Annotated in this window: 20 protein-coding genes; 13 read left to right on the top strand and 7 right to left on the bottom strand. The window is 43.8% G+C overall.

Annotated elements, in window-relative coordinates; translation table 11 throughout:
* Window positions 1-26 precede the first annotated feature (26 nt).
* Window positions 27-1,487 (top strand): cysteine--tRNA ligase, encoded by a 1,461-nt coding sequence (gene cysS, locus EOD41_RS04600; RefSeq protein ID WP_127703627.1) that lies wholly within the window; start codon window positions 27-29, stop codon window positions 1,485-1,487.
* A gap of 88 nt (window positions 1,488-1,575) precedes the next feature.
* A complete protein-coding gene (locus EOD41_RS04595; protein ID WP_127703626.1) occupies window positions 1,576-2,439 on the top strand; it encodes a Cif family virulence factor in 864 nt (287 codons plus the stop codon).
* A 124-nt stretch (window positions 2,440-2,563) separates the two neighbouring features.
* Here the strand turns inward: EOD41_RS04595 and EOD41_RS04590 are convergent, their stop codons facing one another.
* Window positions 2,564-3,526: an AAA family ATPase gene (locus EOD41_RS04590; protein ID WP_127703625.1), complete on the bottom strand. Its 963-nt coding sequence runs from the start codon at window positions 3,524-3,526 to the stop codon at window positions 2,564-2,566.
* Between the two features lie 9 nt (window positions 3,527-3,535).
* Window positions 3,536-4,915: a peptidylprolyl isomerase gene (locus tag EOD41_RS04585; RefSeq protein WP_127703624.1), complete on the bottom strand. Its 1,380-nt coding sequence runs from the start codon at window positions 4,913-4,915 to the stop codon at window positions 3,536-3,538.
* 166 nt (window positions 4,916-5,081) lie between these two features.
* On the opposite strand from EOD41_RS04585, the gene EOD41_RS04580 reads away from it, so the two are divergent.
* Both EOD41_RS04580 and EOD41_RS04575 read left to right on the top strand, forming a co-directional pair.
* A complete protein-coding gene (locus EOD41_RS04580; RefSeq protein WP_127703623.1) occupies window positions 5,082-5,609 on the top strand; it encodes a hypothetical protein in 528 nt (175 codons plus the stop codon).
* Window positions 5,610-5,611: 2 nt separating this feature from the next.
* Window positions 5,612-6,190 (top strand): non-canonical purine NTP diphosphatase, encoded by a 579-nt coding sequence (locus tag EOD41_RS04575; protein WP_127703622.1) that lies wholly within the window; start codon window positions 5,612-5,614, stop codon window positions 6,188-6,190.
* A gap of 76 nt (window positions 6,191-6,266) precedes the next feature.
* On the opposite strand, the gene cydB is transcribed toward EOD41_RS04575, so the two are convergent.
* The 3 genes from cydB to EOD41_RS04560 all read right to left on the bottom strand — a co-directional run bounded on the left by cydB (window position 6,267) and on the right by EOD41_RS04560 (window position 9,076).
* The gene (gene cydB, locus EOD41_RS04570) at window positions 6,267-7,301 is read right to left on the bottom strand and encodes a cytochrome d ubiquinol oxidase subunit II (RefSeq protein ID WP_127703621.1); all 1,035 of its coding nucleotides are present in this window, start codon (window positions 7,299-7,301) and stop codon (window positions 6,267-6,269) included.
* Between the two features lie 10 nt (window positions 7,302-7,311).
* Complete coding sequence (locus EOD41_RS04565; RefSeq protein ID WP_127703620.1) at window positions 7,312-8,682, bottom strand: cytochrome ubiquinol oxidase subunit I; 1,371 nt, start codon at window positions 8,680-8,682, stop codon at window positions 7,312-7,314.
* 208 nt (window positions 8,683-8,890) lie between these two features.
* Window positions 8,891-9,076: a hypothetical protein gene (locus EOD41_RS04560; RefSeq protein ID WP_127703619.1), complete on the bottom strand. Its 186-nt coding sequence runs from the start codon at window positions 9,074-9,076 to the stop codon at window positions 8,891-8,893.
* Between the two features lie 211 nt (window positions 9,077-9,287).
* Between EOD41_RS04560 and EOD41_RS04555 the strand changes: the two genes are divergently transcribed.
* The 9 genes from EOD41_RS04555 (at window position 9,288) to EOD41_RS04520 (ending at window position 21,135) form a co-directional block, all read left to right on the top strand.
* Window positions 9,288-9,761, top strand: coding sequence for a nuclear transport factor 2 family protein (locus tag EOD41_RS04555; RefSeq protein WP_127703618.1), 474 nt, complete (start codon window positions 9,288-9,290; stop codon window positions 9,759-9,761).
* A gap of 126 nt (window positions 9,762-9,887) precedes the next feature.
* The gene (locus EOD41_RS04550) at window positions 9,888-12,821 is read left to right on the top strand and encodes a sensor histidine kinase (RefSeq protein WP_164849885.1); all 2,934 of its coding nucleotides are present in this window, start codon (window positions 9,888-9,890) and stop codon (window positions 12,819-12,821) included.
* A complete protein-coding gene (locus tag EOD41_RS04545; protein WP_127703616.1) occupies window positions 12,818-13,447 on the top strand; it encodes a response regulator transcription factor in 630 nt (209 codons plus the stop codon). The genes EOD41_RS04550 and EOD41_RS04545 overlap by 4 nt, the downstream gene beginning before the upstream one ends.
* 331 nt (window positions 13,448-13,778) lie before the next feature.
* Entirely contained in the window at window positions 13,779-14,159 is a 381-nt protein-coding gene (locus EOD41_RS04540) for a VOC family protein (RefSeq protein ID WP_127703615.1), read from the top strand.
* Window positions 14,160-14,170: 11 nt separating this feature from the next.
* Window positions 14,171-15,037 (top strand): helix-turn-helix transcriptional regulator, encoded by an 867-nt coding sequence (locus tag EOD41_RS04535; protein ID WP_127703614.1) that lies wholly within the window; start codon window positions 14,171-14,173, stop codon window positions 15,035-15,037.
* Between the two features lie 322 nt (window positions 15,038-15,359).
* Window positions 15,360-18,419 (top strand): SusC/RagA family TonB-linked outer membrane protein, encoded by a 3,060-nt coding sequence (locus tag EOD41_RS04530; protein ID WP_127703613.1) that lies wholly within the window; start codon window positions 15,360-15,362, stop codon window positions 18,417-18,419.
* A gap of 18 nt (window positions 18,420-18,437) precedes the next feature.
* Window positions 18,438-19,877 (top strand): RagB/SusD family nutrient uptake outer membrane protein, encoded by a 1,440-nt coding sequence (locus tag EOD41_RS04525; RefSeq protein ID WP_127703612.1) that lies wholly within the window; start codon window positions 18,438-18,440, stop codon window positions 19,875-19,877.
* Window positions 19,878-20,277: 400 nt separating this feature from the next.
* Window positions 20,278-20,445: a hypothetical protein gene (locus tag EOD41_RS20655; RefSeq protein WP_164849884.1), complete on the top strand. Its 168-nt coding sequence runs from the start codon at window positions 20,278-20,280 to the stop codon at window positions 20,443-20,445.
* Between the two features lie 48 nt (window positions 20,446-20,493).
* Window positions 20,494-21,135: a phosphatase PAP2 family protein gene (locus EOD41_RS04520; RefSeq protein WP_127703611.1), complete on the top strand. Its 642-nt coding sequence runs from the start codon at window positions 20,494-20,496 to the stop codon at window positions 21,133-21,135.
* Between the two features lie 75 nt (window positions 21,136-21,210).
* Here the strand turns inward: EOD41_RS04520 and EOD41_RS04515 are convergent, their stop codons facing one another.
* Entirely contained in the window at window positions 21,211-21,819 is a 609-nt protein-coding gene (locus tag EOD41_RS04515; RefSeq protein ID WP_127703610.1) for a DUF4136 domain-containing protein, read from the bottom strand.
* A gap of 74 nt (window positions 21,820-21,893) precedes the next feature.
* Complete coding sequence (locus EOD41_RS04510; protein WP_127703609.1) at window positions 21,894-23,543, bottom strand: NAD+ synthase; 1,650 nt, start codon at window positions 23,541-23,543, stop codon at window positions 21,894-21,896.
* Between the last annotated feature and the right edge of the window lie 20 nt (window positions 23,544-23,563).

Below are 23,563 nucleotides of genomic sequence, written 5' to 3'. Positions count from 1 at the left end.
TAAGGGGGTTTTGTAAGTTTGCGCACATGAAACAAAATTTATTTGTTTATAATACTTTAACACGAAAGAAAGAGCAATTTGAGCCGCTTAATGCCCCGCACGTGGGTATGTATGTTTGCGGCCCTACCGTATATAGCGATGTTCACTTAGGCAATTGCCGTACATATATATCGTTCGATCTGATATTCCGTTACCTTACTCATTTAGGTTACAAGGTTCGTTATGTGCGTAATGTAACCGACGCCGGCCACCTGGAAGGCGATACAGATGAGGGAGAGGACAAGATCTCGAAAAAAGCCAAGCTGGCAAGGCTTGAGCCGATGGAAATTGTGCAAAAATACACGGTTGGTTTTCGTGAGGTAATGAAAATATTCAATAACCTTCCGCCGAGCATTGAACCTACTGCTACAGGCCATATTATTGAGCAGATTGAACTGGTTAAGGTGATGCTTGACAACGGCTTTGCTTATGAGGTTGATGGATCGGTATATTTTGACGTAGAGAAATATAATGCTACACATGATTACGGCATGCTTAACGGGCGTAACCTTGAAGAGCTTTTAAACAACACACGCACCCTTGGCGGTCAGCAGGAAAAACATGGTAAGCTCGACTTTGCATTATGGATAAAGGCCAAACCCGAACATTTAATGAAATGGCCTTCGCCATGGGGAGTTGGCTTTCCGGGATGGCATTTGGAGTGCTCGGCCATGAGCCATAAATACCTTGGCGATCAGTTTGATATTCACGGTGGCGGTTTAGACCTTGTGCCTACCCACCATACCAATGAGATAGCACAAAATGTAGCCTGCTGCGGTAAAAATCCGGCTAAGTATTGGGTACACACCAATATGCTTACGGTAAACGGGCAAAAAATGTCAAAATCATTAGGCAACAGCTTTTTACCTGATGAATTGTTCACCGGCAACAACCATATTCTTAACAAAGGCTACAGCCCCATGATGGTGCGTTTCTTTATGTTGCAAGCGCATTATCGCAGTACCCTCGACTTTGGCAACGAAGCCATGGAAGCTTCAGAGAAAGGCTTTAAGCGGTTAATGACGGCTTTTGGACTGTTGGGCGGATTAAAGGCGTCGGGCGCAAATGAATATGATGTTGCCGCCTTAAAGCAGAAGTGCTATGAGGCAATGAACGATGATTTTAACAGTCCGGTACTTATTGCCGAACTTTTTGAAGCATCACGTGTTATAAACTCCGTACACGCCGGAAAACTAAAGCTTGACGTTGAAAATATAGAGCTGCTGAAAGAGCTAATGAACACTTTTGTAATTGATGTGTTAGGGCTCAAGGATGAGCATACCGAAAACGAAGAGCTGCCAAAAGTGCTTGATTTTATAGTAAAACTTCGCAACGAAGCAAAAGGGAACAAAGATTACGCAACATCAGACAGGATACGCGACGGCTTGCAAAAAATAGGTTTTCAGCTTAAAGACAGTAAAGAAGGCACTACCTGGAGCAAAGTTTAACGGCGGCTGTAAACAATTATTTATTTAAAATCACGTTAAGCATTCAACACCAAAACATGTTCGCAAGACTGCGAATACATCACGACACATGAAAAAAACAATATTAGCCGCATTAACTTTCATCACTTTCCAATCAGTAACCTTCGCGCAAAAAGCCGCGCAGGTACAAACGGTTATTGATGCGGAACAAAACTTTCAAAAACTTATAGCCCGTAAAGGCATTAAAGATGGTTTTTTAGCTGTTGCCGATCCTGAAGGCATTGTATTTAAACCCAATGCCGTTAACATCAACCAGTTTTATGGCACTATTGACAAACAGCCTGGCAAATTAACCTGGGAACCAAAGATAGCCCGTATAGCCGCAAACGGCGATTTGGCTTTTACTGCTGGGCCATATGTTTACCAAAATTCGAAAAATGAAGAAGACAAGGTTTATGGCCAATACGTATCTGTTTGGCGTACCGACGCTTCGGGTAAACTAAAGTTGCTGATTGATGCAGGCATACAGCATCCTGAACCTGAAAAAGAGGTTATTCAGGACATAAAAGATCCTGACGCTTCGAAAGCCGCAGCGCCTAACAAAGATCCGTTTAAAGGAAAGAATATTATTCTGGCTACAGACAGGCAATTCAACAACGCCTTATTAAAAAGTACAGTGGGCAGCTACAAAGAATTTTTAAGTCCTGAAGGCCGCTTTTACTTCCCCGGCTTTGAGCCGATGACCGGTCAGGATCAGGTAATGCGCTTTGTTGAAAGTCAGGCTATTTTCATCACTGCCGAAACTGTTAATGCAGGTCGTGCAGGCAGTAATGATCTTGCCTTTAGCCACGGTACTGCGCGTATCAAAAAAGGCAATATTGTAAGCAACTTCAACTATGTACGTATCTGGGAGATCGACAAAGATTTCAAGTGGAATATGATACTTGAGATATTTTCGGCAGTGGAGAATTGATGGTCAGATATTAGAGATTGGTGATCAGAGATTAGTCATCATTACATAAAAAAGGCTGGTAATTATATTTACCAGCCTTTTTTATTTCTTATTAAACTAATCTCTGATCACAAATCACTAAAACCTAAAACAACTTTTCAATTATAGCATCAGCCGAAAGGCCTTCCGCTTCGGCATGATAGCTGCGTACAATACGGTGGCTTAGTATAGGTTTGGCTATCGCCTGCACATCTTCAATATCCGGTGAATATTTTCCGTTGATAACCGCATGGCATTTTGCGCCAAGTACCAAAAATTGCGATGCACGCGGACCAGCGCCCCAATTCAACAGACGTTTGATCTCAGGCGTAGCAAATTCGCCTTCAGGGCGGGTTTTGGCCGCCAGCTTAACGGCATATTCCAGCACATTATCAGCAACAGGAATATTGCGTACAAGCTGCTGAAAGTATATGATCTGCTGGGCGTTTAAAACCGGGATTACATCCCCTTTTAAAGTGCCTGTAGTATTTTTTACCACCTGTAATTCTTCGGCAAACGACGGATAGTTCAGCGTAACGTTAAACATAAACCTGTCAAGCTGTGCCTCGGGCAACGGGTATGTGCCTTCCTGCTCAATAGGGTTTTGCGTAGCCAGTACAAAAAATGGTTGCGACAATTTGTGCGTTACGCCTGCAGCTGTTACCGCTTTTTCCTGCATAGCCTCAAGCAGCGCTGCCTGCGTTTTTGGCGGCGTACGGTTTATCTCATCAGCCAGGATGATGTTTGAAAACACCGGCCCGGCAATAAATTTAAAATTACGGTCTTCACCCAATATTTCCGAGCCTATAATGTCAGAGGGCATCAGGTCAGGAGTAAATTGTATGCGTTTAAAATCAAGGTGCAGCGCCTGTGCTACGGTTTGCACAAGCAGCGTTTTGGCAAGGCCGGGTACCCCAACAAGCAGGCAATGCCCGTTGCTGAAAATGGATACCAGTACGTATTTAATTACCTCGTCCTGGCCTATTATCACCTTGCCTATTTCGGCACGTAGTTTTTTATAGGCCTGGCTTAAGGCGTCGGCTGCTTCAACGTCTGAACCGTATTGCATACAAGATAATTAGGGTTTTGCCTGTGCTGTTGTAGAAGTTACTGTGTTCCATCCCGCAAGTTCACCACATGATGAATATTTAGGATCGATACGGATGTATGTTTGTTTACGCTTACGCTCAAACCACTCGCTAACTGTGCGCTCAACTTTTTTGTTATAAGCGGCTTCTTTTAGTTTCGGAAAATCCTTTTCAATACTTGCTTTATGCGCATCAGTAACCGATTTGAGATAGAATATTCTGTAGCTCTTTTTATCTTTTTCAGTTATCAGCTGCGGCTTTGAAATTGATCCTACCTTCATTGTATCAACCACAAGCGCAATTTGCGGATCAAGTTTATCAGTTGGAATAAATGTGCTACGGCTTTGTACGTTTTCCATATTCAGCATCATGCCGCCATTAAACTTGGTTTCTTTATTATCTGAATAGTAAGATGCGGCGCTCGAAAAATCAATACTTTTGTTTTTTTGCATAATGGTATAAACGCTGTCCGCGAGGTGGCTTGCCCTGTCAAGGCTGGCTTGCGTGGTAGTGGGTACTACTAATATGTGGCGTACGTTCACCTGCTCGCCGCGGCGCTCAATTACCTGTAAAAAGTGGAAACCAAAGTCGGTTTCGAATACGGGAGATATTTCACCTGCTTTTAGTTTGAAGGCATATGCCGAAAACTCTTTTACGAAAGTATTACGGTCGGCAAAGCCAAGGTCGCCGCCTTCAGGCGCCGAGCCGGGGTCTTGTGAGTATAAGCGAGCAAGGGCGGCAAAATCCTCGCCTTTCTTAACACGGGAATGTAACTCTTCAGCTTTTTGTTTGTAAACCTCTTTTTCCTCTTTTGATAATTTGGGCTGAAAAACAATCTCGCCTATTTCCACTTCTTTGTTAAAAGTAGGCAAACTGTCTTTCGGGATGCTTTCAAAATATTCTTTTACTTCCTGTGGAGTAACATTTAATTTTTCGATGATCTTGTCCTGCATGCGCCCGGCTATCATTTGTTCACGTACATCCGGGCGAATCTCATCTTTATATTGGATAACCGATTTTCCAAGAAATCCTTCAAGACGCTCCTGGGTGCCCGCGCGCTGTATCATAGAGCGCATACGGCGGTCAACTTCGTTATCAACTTCTTCATCCTTAACCTGGATACTGTCAATAACCGCTTGCTGGCCCAGTAATTTCTGGCTAACCAGGTTTTTGGCTATCTGGCATTTTAAACGGTCGTTTGCCGGGTTACCCTCGGCAAGATAACGGGCATATTGAAATTCAACGTCCGACTGCAGGATGGGGCTGTTGCCTACCACTGCTATCACCTTATCAACCATTACTGGTTTTTGGGCATAACCGGCCGTTGCAAATAATAGTAAACCTAAAACTACTGTACCTATCTTTCTCATGTATCTTATTTACTCAATTATGCAGGGAACATTATCCCTGTAAAAAATCACGAATTTCGGTAAAAATTTGTTAATTACCGATTTAAATATTCCTGACGGAAATTATTACGCTAATATGCCCATAAAGCTTTAAAGCGTTTGGTTACTTTTGTTAAAAATTGTTAAAGTGAAAGTTGAGAATCCGGCTGCCTTCCGTTTCCTGTTTCAGGATGATGTTTACCTGCTGAACGCCGAAAAACATTTATTTGCTGAAAAACCTAAGAAACCTGCTGACGCTATAGCGGAAATACCTGATGCTGCTATAGAAACGGAAGTTATTTCTTTTAATTATAAGGGGAATAACAATAAGCGCTTTTTGGTGCTTGCGCACTACCCGGGTATTGAATGTATGGACGAAGCGCACCTTGCCGCGCTTACCAGTACGCTAACCCGCAAGCAGCTAAGCCTTGATGATGTGGCCATTGTTAACCTTGCGTTATATGCTTTGGCCGACATAAATGTGTTATGCAGTTACTTTAAACCTGAAAAATTGTTGGTTTTAGGAAAAGATGCCGTAGCTAAAGGGTTATCGGTACCCTTCAATCGGCATGCAACGCATAATAACATAGCTGTTTTGTTTACCTACGGCTTTGCCGAGATGATGAGCAGCAACGAGAATAAAAAAGCCTTTTGGGAACAGGTTAAGACGTTTTAATTATGCCTGAATTAGTTTTTGCTACCAACAACCGCCACAAGGTTGATGAAGTGTCGGCCGCTATTGGCGACAAGATTAAACTGCTTACCCTTGATGATATCAATTGCCACGATGATATTGAAGAAACAGGCACAACCTTCCGTAAGAACGCCTCGATAAAAAGCCATTTTATTTTTGATAAATATCAGTTTAACTGCTTTGGCGACGATAGCGGACTAGAAATTGAAGCACTTAATGGCGAACCGGGTGTTTATTCTGCACGATATGCAGGCACACATGGAAACCATGCTGCCAATATTGATAAGGTGCTCGAAAAGCTCGAGAGTTCACCAAACCGCAGGGCCCGGTTTATTACCGTTATCTCATTACTATGGGAAGGTGATGAGCACTTTTTTGAAGGTACAGTTGAGGGCACTATCCGTCATGAGCGCAGCGGCACACAAGGCTTTGGGTACGATCCCATCTTCCAGCCTGATGGTTATGATATCACTTTTGCTGAAATGAGCATGGAAGAAAAGAACAGCATTAGTCATCGAGCAAAGGCAGTGGAGAAACTTGTGGAGTTTTTGAAAGGTGTATAACTAATGCTTGTTATCCTGAACGATAGTGAAGGATCTATTCGCCAATAGATGCTTCGTTCCTCAGCATGACAATAATCTAATAACTCATCTCATCCAGCTTCACCTTTCCTTTAAAGGTCATGAACACAAAGGTAGTATAACCAGCCACCAGCGGCACGCCTATAGCCGCTACAATCAGCATAATACCCAGCGTTTTTTGAGACGATGCCGCGTTGTAAACAGTTAGATGATACTCGGCCGATTGTTTGGAAAGCAGCATGTTAGGGTAAAGCTCCATGGCAACCAAAACCATCAGCAGGCTTATGGTTACTGCCGATGATACAAATGCCGCCATGTATTTCCGCTTGGTGATTTGCCGGGTAATATTGGCAATGGCCAGTACCATTAGCACCGGTACAAAAAACAGCTCGGGATACGCGCGTATGGTTGCCGCCATATGCGGCAGGTACAGTAGCGTATAAAACGAGGTGAGCAGTATCATGATAACAAAAAAGATGGTGGTGTTGCGCACCATCACCGTTAGCTTGGCATACAGACGGTTTTCGGTTTTCATTACGAGGTAAATAGCCCCGTGCATCATTAGCAAAGCAAGCGTTGTTACGCCGGTTAGCAGTGCGTATGGATTTAAAAATTCGGTAAAGCTGCCTCGAAATACGTGGTCGGCGCCCATATTAATGCCTTGCGTTACATTACCTAAAATAACACCAAGCAAAAAAGCAATCAGCGCGCTGGAAATGGAATAACTTACATCCCACATCTTACGCCACCATTTCATAGGTTCTTTGCTTCGAAATTCAATAGATATCGCCCTGAAAATTATAGCAACCAAAAACAGCATGAATGGTATATAAAATGCCGAAAGCAAGGTGGCATACACTTCAGGGAAGCCGGCGAACAGCGCCCCGCCGCCTATTACTATCCAAACCTCATTACCATCCCAAACCGGGCCAATAGCGTTTAGCGCGATGCGGCGGCTTTCTTCTTTATTGAAAAACAGGTGCAGCGAACCCGCGCCAAGGTCGAAACCATCCAGTATAATATATCCTGTAAATACAGCCCCTATCAGCAGGAACCACCAGGTTTGAAAATCAATACCTAAAAATGTAGCCATCAGTTATTAATTAGAGTGCATCAGACATTTCAATATGCCGCGGACTATGATCGATATTATGATTATCATACGGTCCGTGTTTTATTTTTTTGTTCAGTAGGTAGATAAACAGAATAAATAATATTATATAAACCACAGTAAACAGTATTAGCGAAAACAACACATGCTGTGCTGTTACCGCTTGCGATAGCGCATCAGACGTGCGCAGCAAGCCGTACACCACCCAGGGCTGGCGGCCAACTTCGGCGCTGTACCAGCCCACCTGATTAGCAATCTGCGGCAGCAATACCGAAAAAGCGAACACATACATTAACCACCGTTTGGTAAATAAGGTACCGCGCCACCACAGAAACGATGCATACAGGGTAAGCGCGATCAGGAACATACCTATAGCTACCATCAGGTGGTATGTTTGAAACACAAAGTTGACCGCCCCGGGACGGTCCTCAGGCTTAAAGTTATTAAGCCCCATTACCTGCGCATTAAAATCGCCTTTGGTTAAAAAACTTAAACCGCCGGGTATGGCAATGCCTTTTGTTTTATTCTCTTCCTGATCAACATACCCCAGCAAAAACATGTCAGCAGGTTTGGTACCATCATAATGTCCCTCTAACGCGGCAAGTTTGGCGGGCTGATATTCGGCCACCACTTCGGCTGATTTATGCCCAACAAAAAGCTGCGATAATGAAAACACCGTTGCAACAGCCAACGCTATTTTAAATGATACGCGGGCAAAATGTATATGCCGTTGTTTAATCAGATAATATGCACTGATGCTAAGTACCAGGAAAGCACCCGCCAAAAATGATCCTATCCAAACGTGCGTAAGGCGTGTAACTGATGAAGGATTAAAAACCATGGCCCAGAAATCGGTTATCTCTGCACGGGCGTGCATGTCTTTACCTACAATATGATAACCCGCCGGTGTTTGCTGCCACGAGTTGGCTACAACTATCCACACGGCCGAGAACATCGAACCCAGCGTAACCATAACCGTTGAAAAGAAATGTACACCTGGTTTTACCTTATTCCAACCGAAAAGCAGTATGCCAAGGAAGCCCGATTCAAGCGCGAAAGCGAATATGCCTTCAGCAGCCAATGCGCTCCCAAACACATCGCCCACGTAGCGCGAGTACACCGCCCAGTTGGTGCCAAACTCAAACTCCATAACAATACCGGTGGCTACGCCGATTCCGAATATCAACGCAAATATTCTGACAAAGAAACGGGTCATCTGCTCGTACAGCTTTTTACCGGTTTTAAGGTACATGCCTTCCATTATTGACATGATTAAACCCAGGCCAATACTTAACGGCGGATAGATGTAATGAAAAGCGATAGTAAAGGCAAATTGAATGCGGGCTAAAATTTCAACATTCATAAATTATTTATTTTGAGCAGGATATATATCGGCAAATGTCGTTACTGAACGCTGCATTGTAACATTGCTGCAACATAAAAGTACAATTTAGAAAGTATATGAATTGAAAATTTATTTGGAGGGTGCATGGCGGATAGAGCTAAAAACTGTTATTGCGAGCGTGGCAATCTCTTTAAACTCAGTGCTCCGTGAGGAATGGCAGTGTGCCTTATGTAAGCCAGTGGATGTTCATTTTCTTTGTCTTAGCCACAAAGAAAACGAACCAAAAGAAAAGGCCAAGCCAGCAAAAACCTACCCTGCCCACAGGCAAAACACCCGGCCACGGTTTGCTGGCGGGGCCTTTGCGCACTTTTTTAAATTCGCCTGCTTGGTCATGCTGAACTTGTTTCAGCATCTCACTTGCAAAGTAAGCATGTCATGAGAGATCCCGCAACAAGTTTGGGATGACTTATTGGAAAGCATAAGGAAATCAGCAGTTCAGACAACCATGCGCCCATCTGCCGCCGCCCACCCACAAAATCCCCCCTTTTGGGGTTATAACCAATGGTGTTATTGGCATATTACTGCTAGCGTTTGGTGCCCAACTTTGATAAAAAAATAACACCATGAAAACTAAGATTATCCTGCTTTGCCTGGTTATGTTATCAGCCACTGCAAACCTGTTCGCAAATAATGATCCTGATCCTAAAAACGTAGCTGCATATAACTCTCTTATCCGCGATTATATTAACTGCCACATGACCGGCGATGCAAAAAACCTTAACCGCATACTTGACGAAAACGCCAGCTACAAAATTCCGCGTGGCGAAAAAGTAATGCTACAGGGTAAATCAAAGCTGGTTGAGCAAATGCGTAAAGAAAACGGCATACAGCAAAACTGCCAGTCGGACTACCAGATACTTGCCGCCAGCGATGCCATGGTAATTGCCAAAGTTGATTTTACTTATGGCGATTGCCTGCAAAGCAATTATGTGATAATGGAAAAAAGCGCCGATAAAGTGTGGAAGATCACGCAGGTATGCAAGTTTTTTGGTGACGTAAAAAGCGCCGCGCTAACACAACCTGTTGCCAGCAAATAATGTAACACCGGCAGCCTCTCATCATCTAAAGTATTAATCACCCCAAGGGGGTGATTTTTTTTATTTTTAAATAGCCGTATTTTAAAGTTGTTTTGCTGTGTATCAGCAGCATATATGTGTAACGTGTTGAAAAGGCCTCAATTGTTTTTAAAGTTTAAGCTATTTGCGGTATTGGCCGTGCTGTTTTGTGCTGCGCCATTATTTGCGCAAAAATACAATTTCACCCATTATGATATTGAGGATGGACTGATACAATCGCAGGCGACAATGATCGGTCAGGATGCGCAGCACCGCCTGTGGGTAGGTACCTATGGAGGCGCCTGCCGTTTTGATGGTAAAGATTATTTCAATCTTACCAAGGCAACGGGCTTAAACAGTAACCTGGTGTATGCGGTGTTTACCGATAAACAGGGTCGGCTGTGGCTGGGCACGCATAAAGGGCTTTCAAGCTATGACGGTAATAAACTGATCAATTTCCGTGCGCCCGATAGTGTGAGAAATAAATGGGTAATGCAGATAGTGCAGGATAAAGAAGGCAATATCTGGACCGTGATGGATAATCATCTGCTAAAAATAAAAGGCCTTAAACTACAAGCTGAGAAAGTAAATGGCGTTGAAGATGGTTACGTAACCAGCCTAACCGTGCACACCGATGGCAATTTGTATGCTGCCGTATATAAAAAGGGTGTTTATGTATTAACACAGGGAAAATGGCGGCCTTTTATCAGGCTGCCTGATGCCATGCCACCGCATATTACTAAAATAGCTTTTGACCGCAAAGACAGCCAGACAGTTTACCTGCTTACTTTTAAAGGTCTTTACGTTTCAAAAAAGGGGATAATAACACCAGTTTTTCCAAAGCAGCTCGGCGATAACCTGTTTACCTGTTTAAGCTTTAAACAGGATAATGAAAATAACTTATGGATAGGTACATCGCATGGCGTTTATTGCATTAAAGGAGGCCGTACACTACACTTTATAGCAGCTAACGGCTTTACCGATAATCCCGTAACTGATATATATACCGATGCGGGCGGCAATACTTGGCTGGCTACAATGGGCAGCGGTATTTTCAAATATGGCGGCGACGCATTCGTTACGTACGATGAAACCAACGGGTTAAAAGACAACCAGGTGGTAATGGGTTTAGCACGTTATCAAAACCGCCTGATTTTAGGTACGGAAGCCGGACTGGTACAACTTGACGGCAACAAATTTTCAAGACTTACCGACAACAACGGCCGTACTGTAGGAAGGGTGCAATGCTTATTCACCGATAGCAAAGGCAATTTATGGGTGGGTGCAGAAGCCGGCTGGAAGTATAATGCCCAGGGCTTTAAAATGATTAAGGGAACTGAAAAGCATACGGTTATCGCATATGCCGAAGATGAACACGGCACAATATGGATAGCTACTCCATCGGGTTGTTTTTATTATGAAAATGACAGCCTGAAACATGTAGAAGGCAGCAATATGTTCGTCACGTCGATATTATCATTGGGTGGCGATTCAATATTACTTGGCACACAGGAAGGTGTGAGTTTGGTTGTAAATAAAAAACACGTGCCTGTTTATAAAGAGCTATCAGTGCTCAGGCATTCATCCATATTCGGTATGCTGAAAACCCGGAACGGCATACTGTTCGCTACTGATGACAGAGGCGTGTTTGTTTGGAATCAGCTTGCACATAAAGTATATAACTATACCGAACGCAACGGCCTGCGCTCGAACACGGTTTACAGCTTGGTAAGTGATAATAAAGGCATGGTGTGGATTGGTTCGGGAAGAGGCATGAACCGGATGATCTTTAAGGGCAAAAGCTGGCAGGTTCTACCCGACCAGAACGAATACCCTGTTGTTGAATCGAACCAAAATGCTGCATTATATTATAACAGCCGGGTATATATCGGTACGGCAAAAGGACTATCCGTTTATAACCCGAATGTAAAGCAGCAAACATCTGTAGCGCCGTATGTAATGATAGAAGATGTGCGCTCGTTTAGGGATGGAAAGGCCCACCTGCTTAATCCGTCAGGTGATAGTGCCGATAACAGGTTGCCTGCCGATGGTAATCATCTGTCGATATCATTTGCGGGTATTTACCTGAGGGATGCACGCAGCGTCACCTATCAGTACCGCCTTGTAGGTCTCGAAGATAAATTCTCTCAACCCGTAAAAAATAACTCGGTTGATTACCCCTCGCTTCCACCGGGTAAATATACGTTCGAGGTGCGGGCATTAAGTCCGGATGGTGCGGTATCAAAAAACACGGCTACTTTCAGTTTTGAAATAGTGCCGCCTTTTTATAAAACTACGTGGTTTATCGTGCTTTCGTTATGGGTTATAATAGGGCTTGTGGTAGGTGCACAGGCGCTGTGGCATCGTCAAAAAATACAAAAGCAAAAAGCCATTGAGGCTATCAAGCGCGAAGAAAAGCTGAAGATTCGCCAGCAAACGGCAGAAGACTTTCATGACGACCTTGGGAATAAACTCACACGCATTACAGTGCTGTCTGAAATGCTGAATGTTAAAATTGAAAAGCCTGAGCAAAAGCAATTGGTAGAGCAGATCAGGCAGAACGCGGCATCGCTTTACAATGGCACACGTGATATCCTTTGGGCGCTCGACCCCAAAAGCGATAATTTATACGAAACGCTGAAACATATTGAAGAAATAGGCGTCGAACTGTTCAGAGATACCGAGATCACCTTTAAGCACGAAGGTGTTAGCGATGAGTTTAAGCAGGTTAAGCTGTCAATGGAGTATAACCGCAATATCACCATGATATTTAAGGAGCTTTTGAACAATGTGCTAAAACATGCCGATGCCGACCTGGTGGTATTAAAAGTAGGCAAGCTTGAAAAAAACGAGGTGCATATCAGCCTTACGGACGATGGCAAGGGTTTTGAATCTAAAGAAACATCACGCGGGCACGGACTAAAAAATGTTAAAACGCGCGCCGGGCGTATCGGCGGCGGCTTAAATTTCGTATCGTCTCCTGACAAGGGAACCGAGGTAACGCTCAAATTCAATATAACTACTAAAACGCAGCCGGCATGAACACACGCAATATTAAAGTAAGTATTATTGAGGATGATGAGACCATAAGGCACGGTTATTCATTTTTAATTGGCGAAACAGAAGGTTATGAAGTAGTAAGCGCTTACAGTTCGTATGAAGATGCTGCACGCAAAATAGCTTTGGATAAACCGGAAGTAATATTGCTGGATATCGAACTGCCCGGCACCAACGGTATTGATGCCATTCCGAAATTAAAAAAACTGGTGCCGCAGGCCTATATACTGATCCTCACAGTATATGAATCAGAAAAACAGATATTTAATGCCCTGTCAAACGGCGCATCAGGATATCTTACCAAAAACACACCATCGGCGCGTATCATCGAATCAATAAAAGAAGTAAAAGATGGCGGCGGGCCAATGAGCATCAACATTGCCAAACTGGTGATCCGGTCGTTTCAAAAGAACCAGGAATCGCCCTTGTCAAAACGCGAGACCCAGATATTGGAAATGATACGTGACGGCAAAAACCGAACACAAATAGCCCGTGAACTCTTTATCGATCCTGAAACCGTGCGTAGCCATGTTAAAAACATCTATGTAAAGCTTGATGTAAACTCGCGCGCCGATGCGATAAAAACCGCACGGGAAAATAAATTGATTTGATATACTCCCCTGTCATTTCGAACGATAGAGAGAAATCTTCTATGACATGCATATTAGTTCATATTGCTTGCAGAAGATATCTCTTCGTACCTAGTCGATGTGGCACTTCGCTGATTGCGTATGTCTACCCGTTCCCTCTTAACCATAAATTAATCTCATAAATCCCCCACTTCGGGGGATACTTGGCCCTTTTCTATCATCTAAATTTGGAATATCGGAAGTTCATTTTACTGACCGGCTTCTGAGCAATTAACCCACCGGAATATCCCAGTTAACGTTTTTACTTTAAAGTAACTCTGCTGTTTCCGGGCAACAAGCACAATTAGCCGGTATGGTAACTGAAATGAAGTTGAAATATGTTCCTGTTTATGCAGGCGATTTTGAAGAACAGCTAAAGTTCTACACAGAAAAGCTGGGCTTTAAGGTAGCCGACAATGTTCTTTTTTACGAAGATGCTGAATGTACACTACTCGAAACAGGAGATTACGACGTTTTACTTGCCATTTCAAAACACAACCCGCACACCGACACTAAAGGCTGTATTATTTTAAACACCGATGATTGCCTGAACGATCATTATCGGTTACGTACCGCGGGTGTGCAATTTGATACCGAACCCGAATACCAGCCTATTGGCCTGGTAGCCGAGTTTAGCGATCCGTGCGGAAACAAATTTGTGCTGCTTGAAGAAAGAAATTATAACGAATTGTAAGTACACTACCTATGGACTACGCTTTGACCCTTCGTAATAATAACAAGATCTACAGCCGCATTAACACACGGCAGCACGATCTGCAATGCTCGGCCGATTTTAACATCCGGTTTGTAATGAGCGGGAGTGAGAATTATCAGCTTGGCAAACGCCAGCTGTATATCCACCCCGATTCGTTCCTTATCCTGAACAAAGGCACGCAGTATGCCAGCAGCGTGGCATCAAATGATCCGGCACGGTCATTCTCCATAAACTTCGATCAAAAGTTTCTGGACGATTTTAAAAACTGCTGGATGCACAAGCACGAAAACCTGTTAAGCCAGCCCGACCTGATTCAAAAGCAGGAAAGGGAATTTAACGAAACCATTTATCCTTTTAAAGGCGATATCAGATATAACATTTTCCATCTTAAACACCACCTTGATAACAACACACAGGACGAGCTGCTGATAAACGAATACCTGCACCACTGCCTTATTAATTATTATCGTATTTATAACGACGAGATATTTAAAAAGGCCGAACGGCTTAGCTTTTTAAATAACAGCACGAGGGTTGAAATTTTAAGGCGACTTAACCTGGCAAAGGAATACTTGTATAGCTACTATAACAAAAATATTAGCTTGGAAGAACTTGCCGCGCATGCATGCCTTTCTGTAAATCATTTGCTGCGCACTTTTAAGCAGGCTTTTAACGTTACCCCACACCAATTTTTGGTTCAACTGCGTTTACAGCGTGCGCAATTATTGTTAAAAACTACCCGTTATCCAATAAACGAGGTAGTAAGCATGGTAGGCTTTGAATGCCCAAGCTCATTCATCAGGCTGTTTCGCACACACTATAAGGTAACGCCTTTAAAATACCGCCAAACGGCTTAACTATATTACATTCCTAATTAACGGAGGCGGTATTATTACCGCCTTTTTTATTACCCAATAGTCAGTTTATTGCCACAAACCTGCGCCGATATGCGAAAATTAGCATAATGGTGATTGCCGCATATTCGCCCGGCTATGCTTTCGCTAAAATTACACTTAACGTTTGCTTCATTGTGAATTTACATCTGTGCAGCCCCCGCCACCTGCGCACAAAACAATTGGTATATGCAGAAAGATCATCCTACTTAACAACCCCGTTATGAATTATTGACAGCCCCAAATGGGCTTTTGCTTTAGTATTAATTGACCACATAAAAAGTATATGAAATTAAAATTACTCTCAATTTTATTGCTTGGCCTTTTTGCCGTTTCGGCAGCTAAGGCGCAAAGCAAAACGGTTTCCGGTACGGTTACCGGTAAAACCGACGGGCTGCCCCTGCCCGGCGTATCTGTAACAGTTAAGGGCACAACCGCCGGTACACAAACAGATGCCAACGGACACTATAACCTGGCAGTACCGGCAGAAACATCGGTTTTAGTGTTCAGCTACTTAGGATATCAATCTACAGAAATCCCTGTTGCCGGCCAAACTACCATAAACGCTACTTTAACTGACGATACACGCCAGCTGGCCGAAGTGGTAGTAACCGGTTATCAAACCAAAATGCGTACCGATGTATCATCGGCCATATCAACTGTACAAGGCCGTGAAGTTGCCGACAGACCTGTACCCAGCATTGATAATTTACTACAGGGTAAAGCTGCCGGTGTACAAATAACCAGCGAAAACGGCCGGCCGGGCGGTAACGCTTACATACGCATACGTGGTGTGGGCTCTATAAACGCTGGTCAGCAACCGTTACTGGTGGTTGACGGACTACAAGTACCGGATGACGTAGCACCACAGTTTTATACCACCATAAACGCCAACGATATTGAAAATGTATCGGTATTAAAAGACGCGGCAGCGGTATCGCTATACGGAGCACGCGGATCAAACGGTGTAATAGTGATCACTACCAAAACCGGCGCCGGTAAAGATAAGCCTGAAATTGCCTACACCTTCCAGTACGGTACAAACGCCAAGATACCCGATAACTTTAAACTGATGACCACTGCGCAAAAGCTGCAGTATGAATATGATTTGGGTTATGAAAATGCCGAGATAACCAGCTATCTGGGTCAAAACAACTTCCCGGATGGTGCTGATCTTTTTAATATAACTGATGCGCAGCGTCAAACAGTGTGGGATGCTTTGATACGCCAATCGCACAACTGGCTGAATGATATATTGCGAACCGGTAAAATCCGTCAGCACCAGTTATCAGTAAGCGGACATGAGAATAAGACCAATTATTATGTATCGTTCCAGATGTTTGATGTGGACGGTATAGTTGTAGGGTCAGACTATAAACGTTATACCGGCAAAGTGAACCTGAGCACACAGATAAAGCCATGGCTTTCGTTAAGCAACAATATGAGTCTTGGTCATAAAAAAACCAATGAACTGCGTGACGTTTATAACGCTCAAAACCCTTTTTATGCTATTTATGGTTATAACAGCTATGAGCCTGTGTACAATCCCGATGGTACTTATAACCTTACGGTGCAGGGATTTCCGATACTCGAAGCACTTAAAGAAAACCCTGAAACGCAGCGTTTCCTTAGCGGGTATAATATCACCACGCTTGATTTTCACCCGATAAAAGGATTGAATGTATCATCATCAATAGGTTTAACTTATGATGATTACAAACGTGCTGCGTTTATAAGACCCGGCTCTATACTTGACCAGTACATTGGCGACCCTACGGCGCCCGGCTCAAAGGTTGATAATGGCTCTACGGAATTTGCCTATGATTGGATAAACAAGGCGATATACAAATTTGACCTGAATACCGATCACCATTTTAACATTCTGGCTGTACAGGAGTTTCAAAAAGATCAGCTTGATAGCTACGGCCTCGAAAAGAAAGGCTTTGTGTTAAGCGATTATGTTAGCACTCAGGATAACGGTGCTGCCAACACCGGTACTAATACTACCTCACAATCTATCTGGACCATCGCTTCGTTGCTGGGTGAGCTTGATTATAACTATAAAAACAAATACTATGTTACCGGTAGCTTCCGCCGCGATGGTTCGTCAAGGTTCGGGCGCAATAACCGCTATGGCAACTTCTACTCGGCAAGCTTATCATGGGTGCTTACTAACGAGGAATTTATGAAACCGCTTACCTGGGTTAACGCTTTAAAACTACGCGGCTCGGTTGGTACAGCGGGTAACTTCAGCGGCTTGGGCAACTACCAGTCGTTAAGTTTGTACCGGTTTGGTACCTACAACAACCTGCTAACAGCATTCCCGGCGCAAATACCAAACCCCGACCTTACCTGGGAGAAAAAGCTGAAACGTGACGTGGGTATCGATTTTGAACTGTTCAATTCGCGTATCAGCGGTACGTTTGATTATTATAATGAAAATACTACAGCATTGCTGCTGAACGTACCTGTATCACAAACAACCGGTTTTGCATCGGTTATTAAAAACGTTGGTGCAATGAACAACAGCGGTATAGATATATCGCTTAACGGCGAGATCATTCGCAGTAAAGATCTGCGCTGGTCTGTTTACGGTAACCTGAACTATAACCGCAACAAAATAACCGAGCTGTACAATGGCGCTACCGAAATTGCTGATCTAAACCAATTAGGTACTGTTAAACCAGGTTATGCCATTAATACTTTTAAATTAGTGCGTTATGCCGGCGTTAACCCTGAAACAGGCGCGGCGCAGTTTTATACCAAAGACGGCGAAATAACCGAAGAATACTCAGGAGATGATGCTGTTATTTTAGAAGGCAAAAGTCCTAACCCTAAATTTTTTGGTGGTTTCGGCACTAACCTGAATTACAAAGGATTTGAGTTTTCAGCCGACTTTACCTATACCCTTGGCCAGTACATCTTTAACTATAATAAAGAGATACTGGTATCATGGGGCGACCAGGTGTACTATCCGCAGGCACAGGAAGCGCTTAACTATTGGAAACAACCAGGCGACACCAATGTACTGCCAAAACCCGACCCGAATAACTTTACATACGATACTGATTATTATCTGCAAAAAGCATCATACATCAGACTGCGTAACGTAACACTGGGATACACCATTCCATCGGCCATTACCCAAAAGTACCATGTGCGCAACCTGCGCTTCTTTGTAACCGGGCAAAACCTGCTAACCATCAACCCGAACAATTTCTTCGGCGATCCGGAAGTGGGTATAGGTAGCGAGGAAAGTTTTACTACTACTATCCCGGGTCAGGCTACGCTGTTTGCGTATCCTACAACAAGGCAGTTCACCTTTGGCGTTAACCTGACCTTTTAATTGACTATTAAAGAAAAAATGATGAAAAAGACATATTTATACGCATTAATATTGTTGTTTTTAGCAGCAAACGGATGCAAAAAAGAAATAGATCAGGATCCGCATGATGGTATCCCGTCTGAAGACGCCTTTATAACGCCTGATGATTTTACCAATGCCATTCGCGGCGCGTATTCTTCACTACGCGGCCTGTCATATTACGGCGGTCAGGATAACGACGCCATGACCAGTACCCCCGATGTGCTGTCTGATAACCTGGTGCTTAACCAGCAGGGCCGCCACTCGCAGCTGAAGTTTTACACCTATAACTATGTAAGTACCGATACGTGGCAACTATGGGGAAATGCTTACCGGGCAATACTGCGTACCAACTTTATACTGGCTAATATTGATAACCTGCCCGATGGCGATTTTAAAGACAACGTACATGGCGAGGCCTTAGCTATAAGGGCACTGGCGCATTTCGATTTATTGCGGGTATATGCTAAGGCTTATGGATCAGCCAGCGATGCCGACCTTGGCGTACCATATGTAACCACCGTTGACTTTAACGCCCAGCCATCGCGCACGCCGCTGAAACAGGCTTACGGGTTTGTGGTAACTGATTTCGTACAGGCAATACAATTGCTTGGCTCAAATAACGGGCCGGGCCGCATACATAAGGCTGCTGCGGAGGGATTACTGTCACGTGTTTATTTGTATATGGAACAATGGCAAAACTGTGTTGACATGGCTACTGCCGCTATTGATGATGCCCCGGCTTCAAACGCGTTGGCAACAATTGATGAGTTTCCGTCTATATGGACAGATGAAACCGAAAGGGATGTGCTGTTTAAAATACGCAACCTTGATGCCGATGACGATCCGATTGGCGTAGGCTACAAGCAAGGAACACCTGAAGGTGTATTGCCTGAATACAGTGTCGACTATGCTTTCTTCCAGTTGTTTAGCGATGATGATGTGCGTAAAGATGCATACATAGCGCAAACCAACTTTAACGGCATCGATTATAATTATGTGTATAAGTACAACGGCCGTCCGGTTGGTGATGCTGATGTGGTAGATATTAAAGTGATACGCATGGGTGAGGTGTATTTGAACCGTGCTGAAGCATACTATCAGTTGGACAACGATGCAGCCGCGCTTGCAGACCTTAACACACTGCGAAGCAACCGTTATGCTGAGTTTACTGACGGCACCGAAACAGGTACAGCGTTGTATAACGCCATACTTTTACAGCGCCGCCTGGAACTGGCATTTGAAGGATCACGTTTCTTTGATTTGAAACGCCTTGGTTTGCCAATTGAGCGAAGCGAATTTGGCGACCGCGCCGATGGTTCAGGTATCCCGGTTCCGGATGAGGCGGCAACATTGCCGGCTAATGATCCGCTGTTCCAGCTACCTATACCTCAGGCCGAAATAAACACCAACCCTAATATTAAACAAAACGATTATTGATATGTTAACATAGCATCGAAGATGAAAGCACGGTTCTGTTTAGGTGATTTTCACATATAACAGCGCTTTCCATCTTATTATGTTTGTTGTAACCAGATAGTTTTGTCGTTAAAAATATTTGGTCAGTTAATAGTTAATTAAAAGAAGTCAGATACGCGAGGTATCTGACTTTTTCTTTTTTAGGTAAATGTCATTTCGACCGGGGGGAGAAATCTTGTTGGATATGCGTTAGTAAGCCGTTTATAGAAGATTTCTCTCGTTCCTTGTTCAAAATGCCAACTTTTTCCTATCAATTCTCCAATCATTACAATCAGTGACCAAAATGTGCGAAAATCACCTTTTAGCTTCTCAGTTGTAACGATCATGTTTTTATTACGTCTTTTAACTAAAAACCTGTCCAATGAAAAGAATTATTCTCCTTAGCCTTACAGTTGCCGGTGGCTTATACGCCCAAACATCAAGTCCGGGCGGGCAAGACCGCGAAAATAAACCACAGCACCGCTCAAAGCTTGAAAGCAAAACTTCAACTAAGCCTTGCAGTAATAAAAGCCTGATGTATCTGTCGTAACCGGGGGTCTTATTTGTCTTTTACAGTTTGATATTGCATTTTTAGCAAATGCAGCACCGGCGTAAAAAGATACTTATCACAACTATTGCAGTAATCGCAATAGGGTTTATTGTGTTATCAATACTTGTACTGCTGTTTCCAGAAAGCAGTATCGACAGAAGCTTTTCAGCAAACGTGCAGGCGCATCGTTATCCGGCGCTTGATGTTTTAATGAAAGCCGTTAGCTATCCGGGATATACCGAGTATGCGGGAGTTATGGCAGCTGTAATTGCGGGTGTTTTTTTAATATTTAAATACCGTAAAGAAGCGCTGTTTGTTGTGCTTACACTGGCCTCTGGTATTGTCAGTTCTGCCGTGAAACTGCTGGTGAACCGCCCTCGCCCTTCGCAGGATATTGTTAGCGTTTTAGAAAAAACCCGTCAGCAAAGTTTCCCCAGCGGACATACGCAATTTTATGTAGTGTTTTTTGGCTTTATGGTAGTGTTAATGTACACCCTGAAAACGCTGCCTGCATGGCTGCGCTTAAGCATAAGTAGTGTTTCACTGCTGATGATTTTCATCGTACCCTTTTCGCGCGTATATCTTGGTGCACATTGGTTTACCGATGTACTGGGCGGCTTTATGCTGGGCCTGATATGCCTTTCAGTACTGTCCTATTGGTACTTGCGTAAACAAGGGGAAAAGATATAGCAACTCACTGCTATAAACAAAAGCAACCGGCCGCTTTTCAGCTTGCCGGTTGCCACTTTTAATCGATTTTTGCTTTTACGATTTACTTTGCGGGGTAAGCTCCAGCTTTTCAATAATACCGGTTACCACTTTAGGCAGGTCATTGATTGCCTTTTGCGGATTACGAACCTCGCCGACACCGTAGCCGCGCCATACCATTTTACCGGTTTTGCGGTCAATCAGATCGATAATCACTGTGCCTTCGCGGAATTGCTCACGTACAGGGTAGCCACCCCATGCACCGCCGTAACCCCAGCCGCCATAAAACCATGGGCGGTACCAGCCCAAGCCGTATCCCCAGCCGCCCCAGCCAAAGCCACCGTAACCGGCGCCATAGTAGTTGGTACGGTATCCACGACCTGTCATAGTGGTATAATTAACCAGCAGGTCGGGCTCTGACGATTGGGTTAAGCCTTTGGCAGTAAGCGCCGCTGTTGCGGCATCCTTAATGTTTTCATCGGCAATATCATTTGCATATATCTTTTTCGGATTATTGGTTGGTTTTGGTGTTTCAACCCATCCGAAGGTGCGATACGTGCTTAAATTAGTTTTGTTTTTAGCCGCAGTGTAGTACTTGTAGTTTGAGCAGGCAGTTAAGCCCGACAAGATAAACAACACCAGGCCTGCATAAATTGCTCTTTTCATCGTCTTTTATCTCCCTCTTTTTTGTGTTAGACCTTCTGTAACCTAAAAAGGTTTAACAGCAGTTTAATTATTTTTTAAGATAAATATTTACCTACTATCGGCATACGCCTACCCATGCCAAACGCCTTTGGCGATACCCGCAAAATAGGCGGCGTTTGATAACGTTTATGCTCGGCAATGTTCACCAGCTTTATCACCTTACGTACAGTTGCCTCTTCGTATCCCATTTGAATGATTTCTGATGACGAACACCTGTTTTCCAGGTATTCAGCCAGTATCCTGTCTAAAATATCATATTCGGGCAGCGAATCGGTATCCTTCTGATCAGGCCTTAACTCGGCCGAAGGTGGTTTAACAATGGTGTTTTCAGGGATGATCTCCCGCTCACGGTTAATGTATCGCGCCAGCTCAAAAACCTGAGTTTTATAAACATCTCCAATAACAGATATTCCGCCGCACATATCACCGTAAAGTGTACCGTAACCTACCGCCGCTTCACTTTTATTTGAGGTATTTAGTAATATATAACCAAATTTATTACAAATAGCCATTAATACAACAGCCCTGCTGCGCGATTGTATATTTTCTTCAGCAATATTAAATGGTAGGCCTTTAAACTGCGGATGCAAAGCGGTTTCAACCGCGTCGGTTATATCCTTTATTGCTACGGTTTCATGTTTGCAACCTAAAGCTTCTACCAAATCCATAGCATCTTTCAGCGAATGGTCGGTTGAGAATTTTGAGGGCAGCAGCACCGCCAGCACATTTTCAGGCCCAAGCGCCTCGGCAGCCAGCGCGCACACCACCGCCGAATCTATACCACCCGATAGGCCGAGCGTAGCACGGGTAAACCCTGACTTATAAAAGTAATCGCGTATACCTAAAATCAGCCCCTGGTATATTTGTTCAATGTCGCTTGCGCGGTTAGGCTTTATCCGTTTTTCATGCTCAAACGTTACCGTCGAATCATCATTCAGGGTATAGTATGAAATATTCTCTTCAAAATAAGGCATCTCGTCAAGCAGTTCGCCCTTACTGTCAAACACCAGCGATCCGCCGTCAAAAATCAGTTCGGTTTGCGCGCCCACCTGGTTTACATAAAATAACGGCAGCTTGTAACGTTCGGCATTATCGCGCAAAATATCTATCCGCTCTTCATCATGGTTATAAGCGAATGGTGACGCCGCTATATTGATCATCACATCGGGTTGCTGCTCAATCAGCGTATCCATTGGCCGGGTTATGTACAGCGGATTTTCAATGTCGTTCCATAAGTCCTCACAAATGGTAAGCGCTATGCGGTGACCTTTAAAGTCGATGCACTTAAACTCGGTTGACGGTTCAAAATAGCGGTACTCATCAAATACATCATAATTTGGCAGCAGCGCCTTATCAACACGTGCCTGCACTTTGCCTTCGCTTATAAAGTAGGCCGAGTTATTCAGGTCTTTTCCTTCGGGCTTGCTGTTAACGGTTGGCAGGCCTATAATACATGCGATATCGGTACAAGCTTCAGCTATTTTGCCTGCAGCTTCTTCACATAATCCTATAAATTCTTTAAATTCTAAAAAATCACGGGCCGGGTAACCGCATACTGCCAGTTCGGCAAATACCACAAGGTCGGCGCCGTTTTGTTTAGCTTTATTAATAGCATCAATAATTTTAGCCGTGTTAGAGTCGAAATTCCCTATGTGATAGTTAAGCTGGGCTAAAGCAATTTTCATATTAGTTGGTTGTTATTTAT

It is taken from the genome of Mucilaginibacter limnophilus, assembly GCF_004005815.1.
Lineage (GTDB): Bacteria > Bacteroidota > Bacteroidia > Sphingobacteriales > Sphingobacteriaceae > Mucilaginibacter > Mucilaginibacter limnophilus.
The sequence above is the reverse complement of the archived record's forward strand: the minus strand, read 5'-3'. Positions and strand labels throughout refer to the sequence as shown.

Coding starts and splice junctions, on each gene's coding strand:
- cysS (WP_127703627.1), top strand. CDS start 27: ATGAAACAAAATTTATTTGTTTATAATACTTTAACACGAAAGAAAGAG.
- EOD41_RS04595 (WP_127703626.1), top strand. CDS start 1,576: ATGAAAAAAACAATATTAGCCGCATTAACTTTCATCACTTTCCAATCA.
- EOD41_RS04590 (WP_127703625.1), bottom strand. CDS start 3,526: ATGCAATACGGTTCAGACGTTGAAGCAGCCGACGCCTTAAGCCAGGCC.
- EOD41_RS04585 (WP_127703624.1), bottom strand. CDS start 4,915: ATGAGAAAGATAGGTACAGTAGTTTTAGGTTTACTATTATTTGCAACG.
- EOD41_RS04575 (WP_127703622.1), top strand. CDS start 5,612: ATGCCTGAATTAGTTTTTGCTACCAACAACCGCCACAAGGTTGATGAA.
- cydB (WP_127703621.1), bottom strand. CDS start 7,301: ATGGCTACATTTTTAGGTATTGATTTTCAAACCTGGTGGTTCCTGCTG.
- EOD41_RS04565 (WP_127703620.1), bottom strand. CDS start 8,682: ATGAATGTTGAAATTTTAGCCCGCATTCAATTTGCCTTTACTATCGCT.
- EOD41_RS04560 (WP_127703619.1), bottom strand. CDS start 9,076: ATGCTGAAACAAGTTCAGCATGACCAAGCAGGCGAATTTAAAAAAGTG.
- EOD41_RS04555 (WP_127703618.1), top strand. CDS start 9,288: ATGAAAACTAAGATTATCCTGCTTTGCCTGGTTATGTTATCAGCCACT.
- EOD41_RS04545 (WP_127703616.1), top strand. CDS start 12,818: ATGAACACACGCAATATTAAAGTAAGTATTATTGAGGATGATGAGACC.
- EOD41_RS04540 (WP_127703615.1), top strand. CDS start 13,779: ATGGTAACTGAAATGAAGTTGAAATATGTTCCTGTTTATGCAGGCGAT.
- EOD41_RS04535 (WP_127703614.1), top strand. CDS start 14,171: ATGGACTACGCTTTGACCCTTCGTAATAATAACAAGATCTACAGCCGC.
- EOD41_RS04530 (WP_127703613.1), top strand. CDS start 15,360: ATGAAATTAAAATTACTCTCAATTTTATTGCTTGGCCTTTTTGCCGTT.
- EOD41_RS04525 (WP_127703612.1), top strand. CDS start 18,438: ATGATGAAAAAGACATATTTATACGCATTAATATTGTTGTTTTTAGCA.
- EOD41_RS20655 (WP_164849884.1), top strand. CDS start 20,278: ATGAAAAGAATTATTCTCCTTAGCCTTACAGTTGCCGGTGGCTTATAC.
- EOD41_RS04520 (WP_127703611.1), top strand. CDS start 20,494: ATGCAGCACCGGCGTAAAAAGATACTTATCACAACTATTGCAGTAATC.
- EOD41_RS04515 (WP_127703610.1), bottom strand. CDS start 21,819: ATGAAAAGAGCAATTTATGCAGGCCTGGTGTTGTTTATCTTGTCGGGC.
- EOD41_RS04510 (WP_127703609.1), bottom strand. CDS start 23,543: ATGAAAATTGCTTTAGCCCAGCTTAACTATCACATAGGGAATTTCGAC.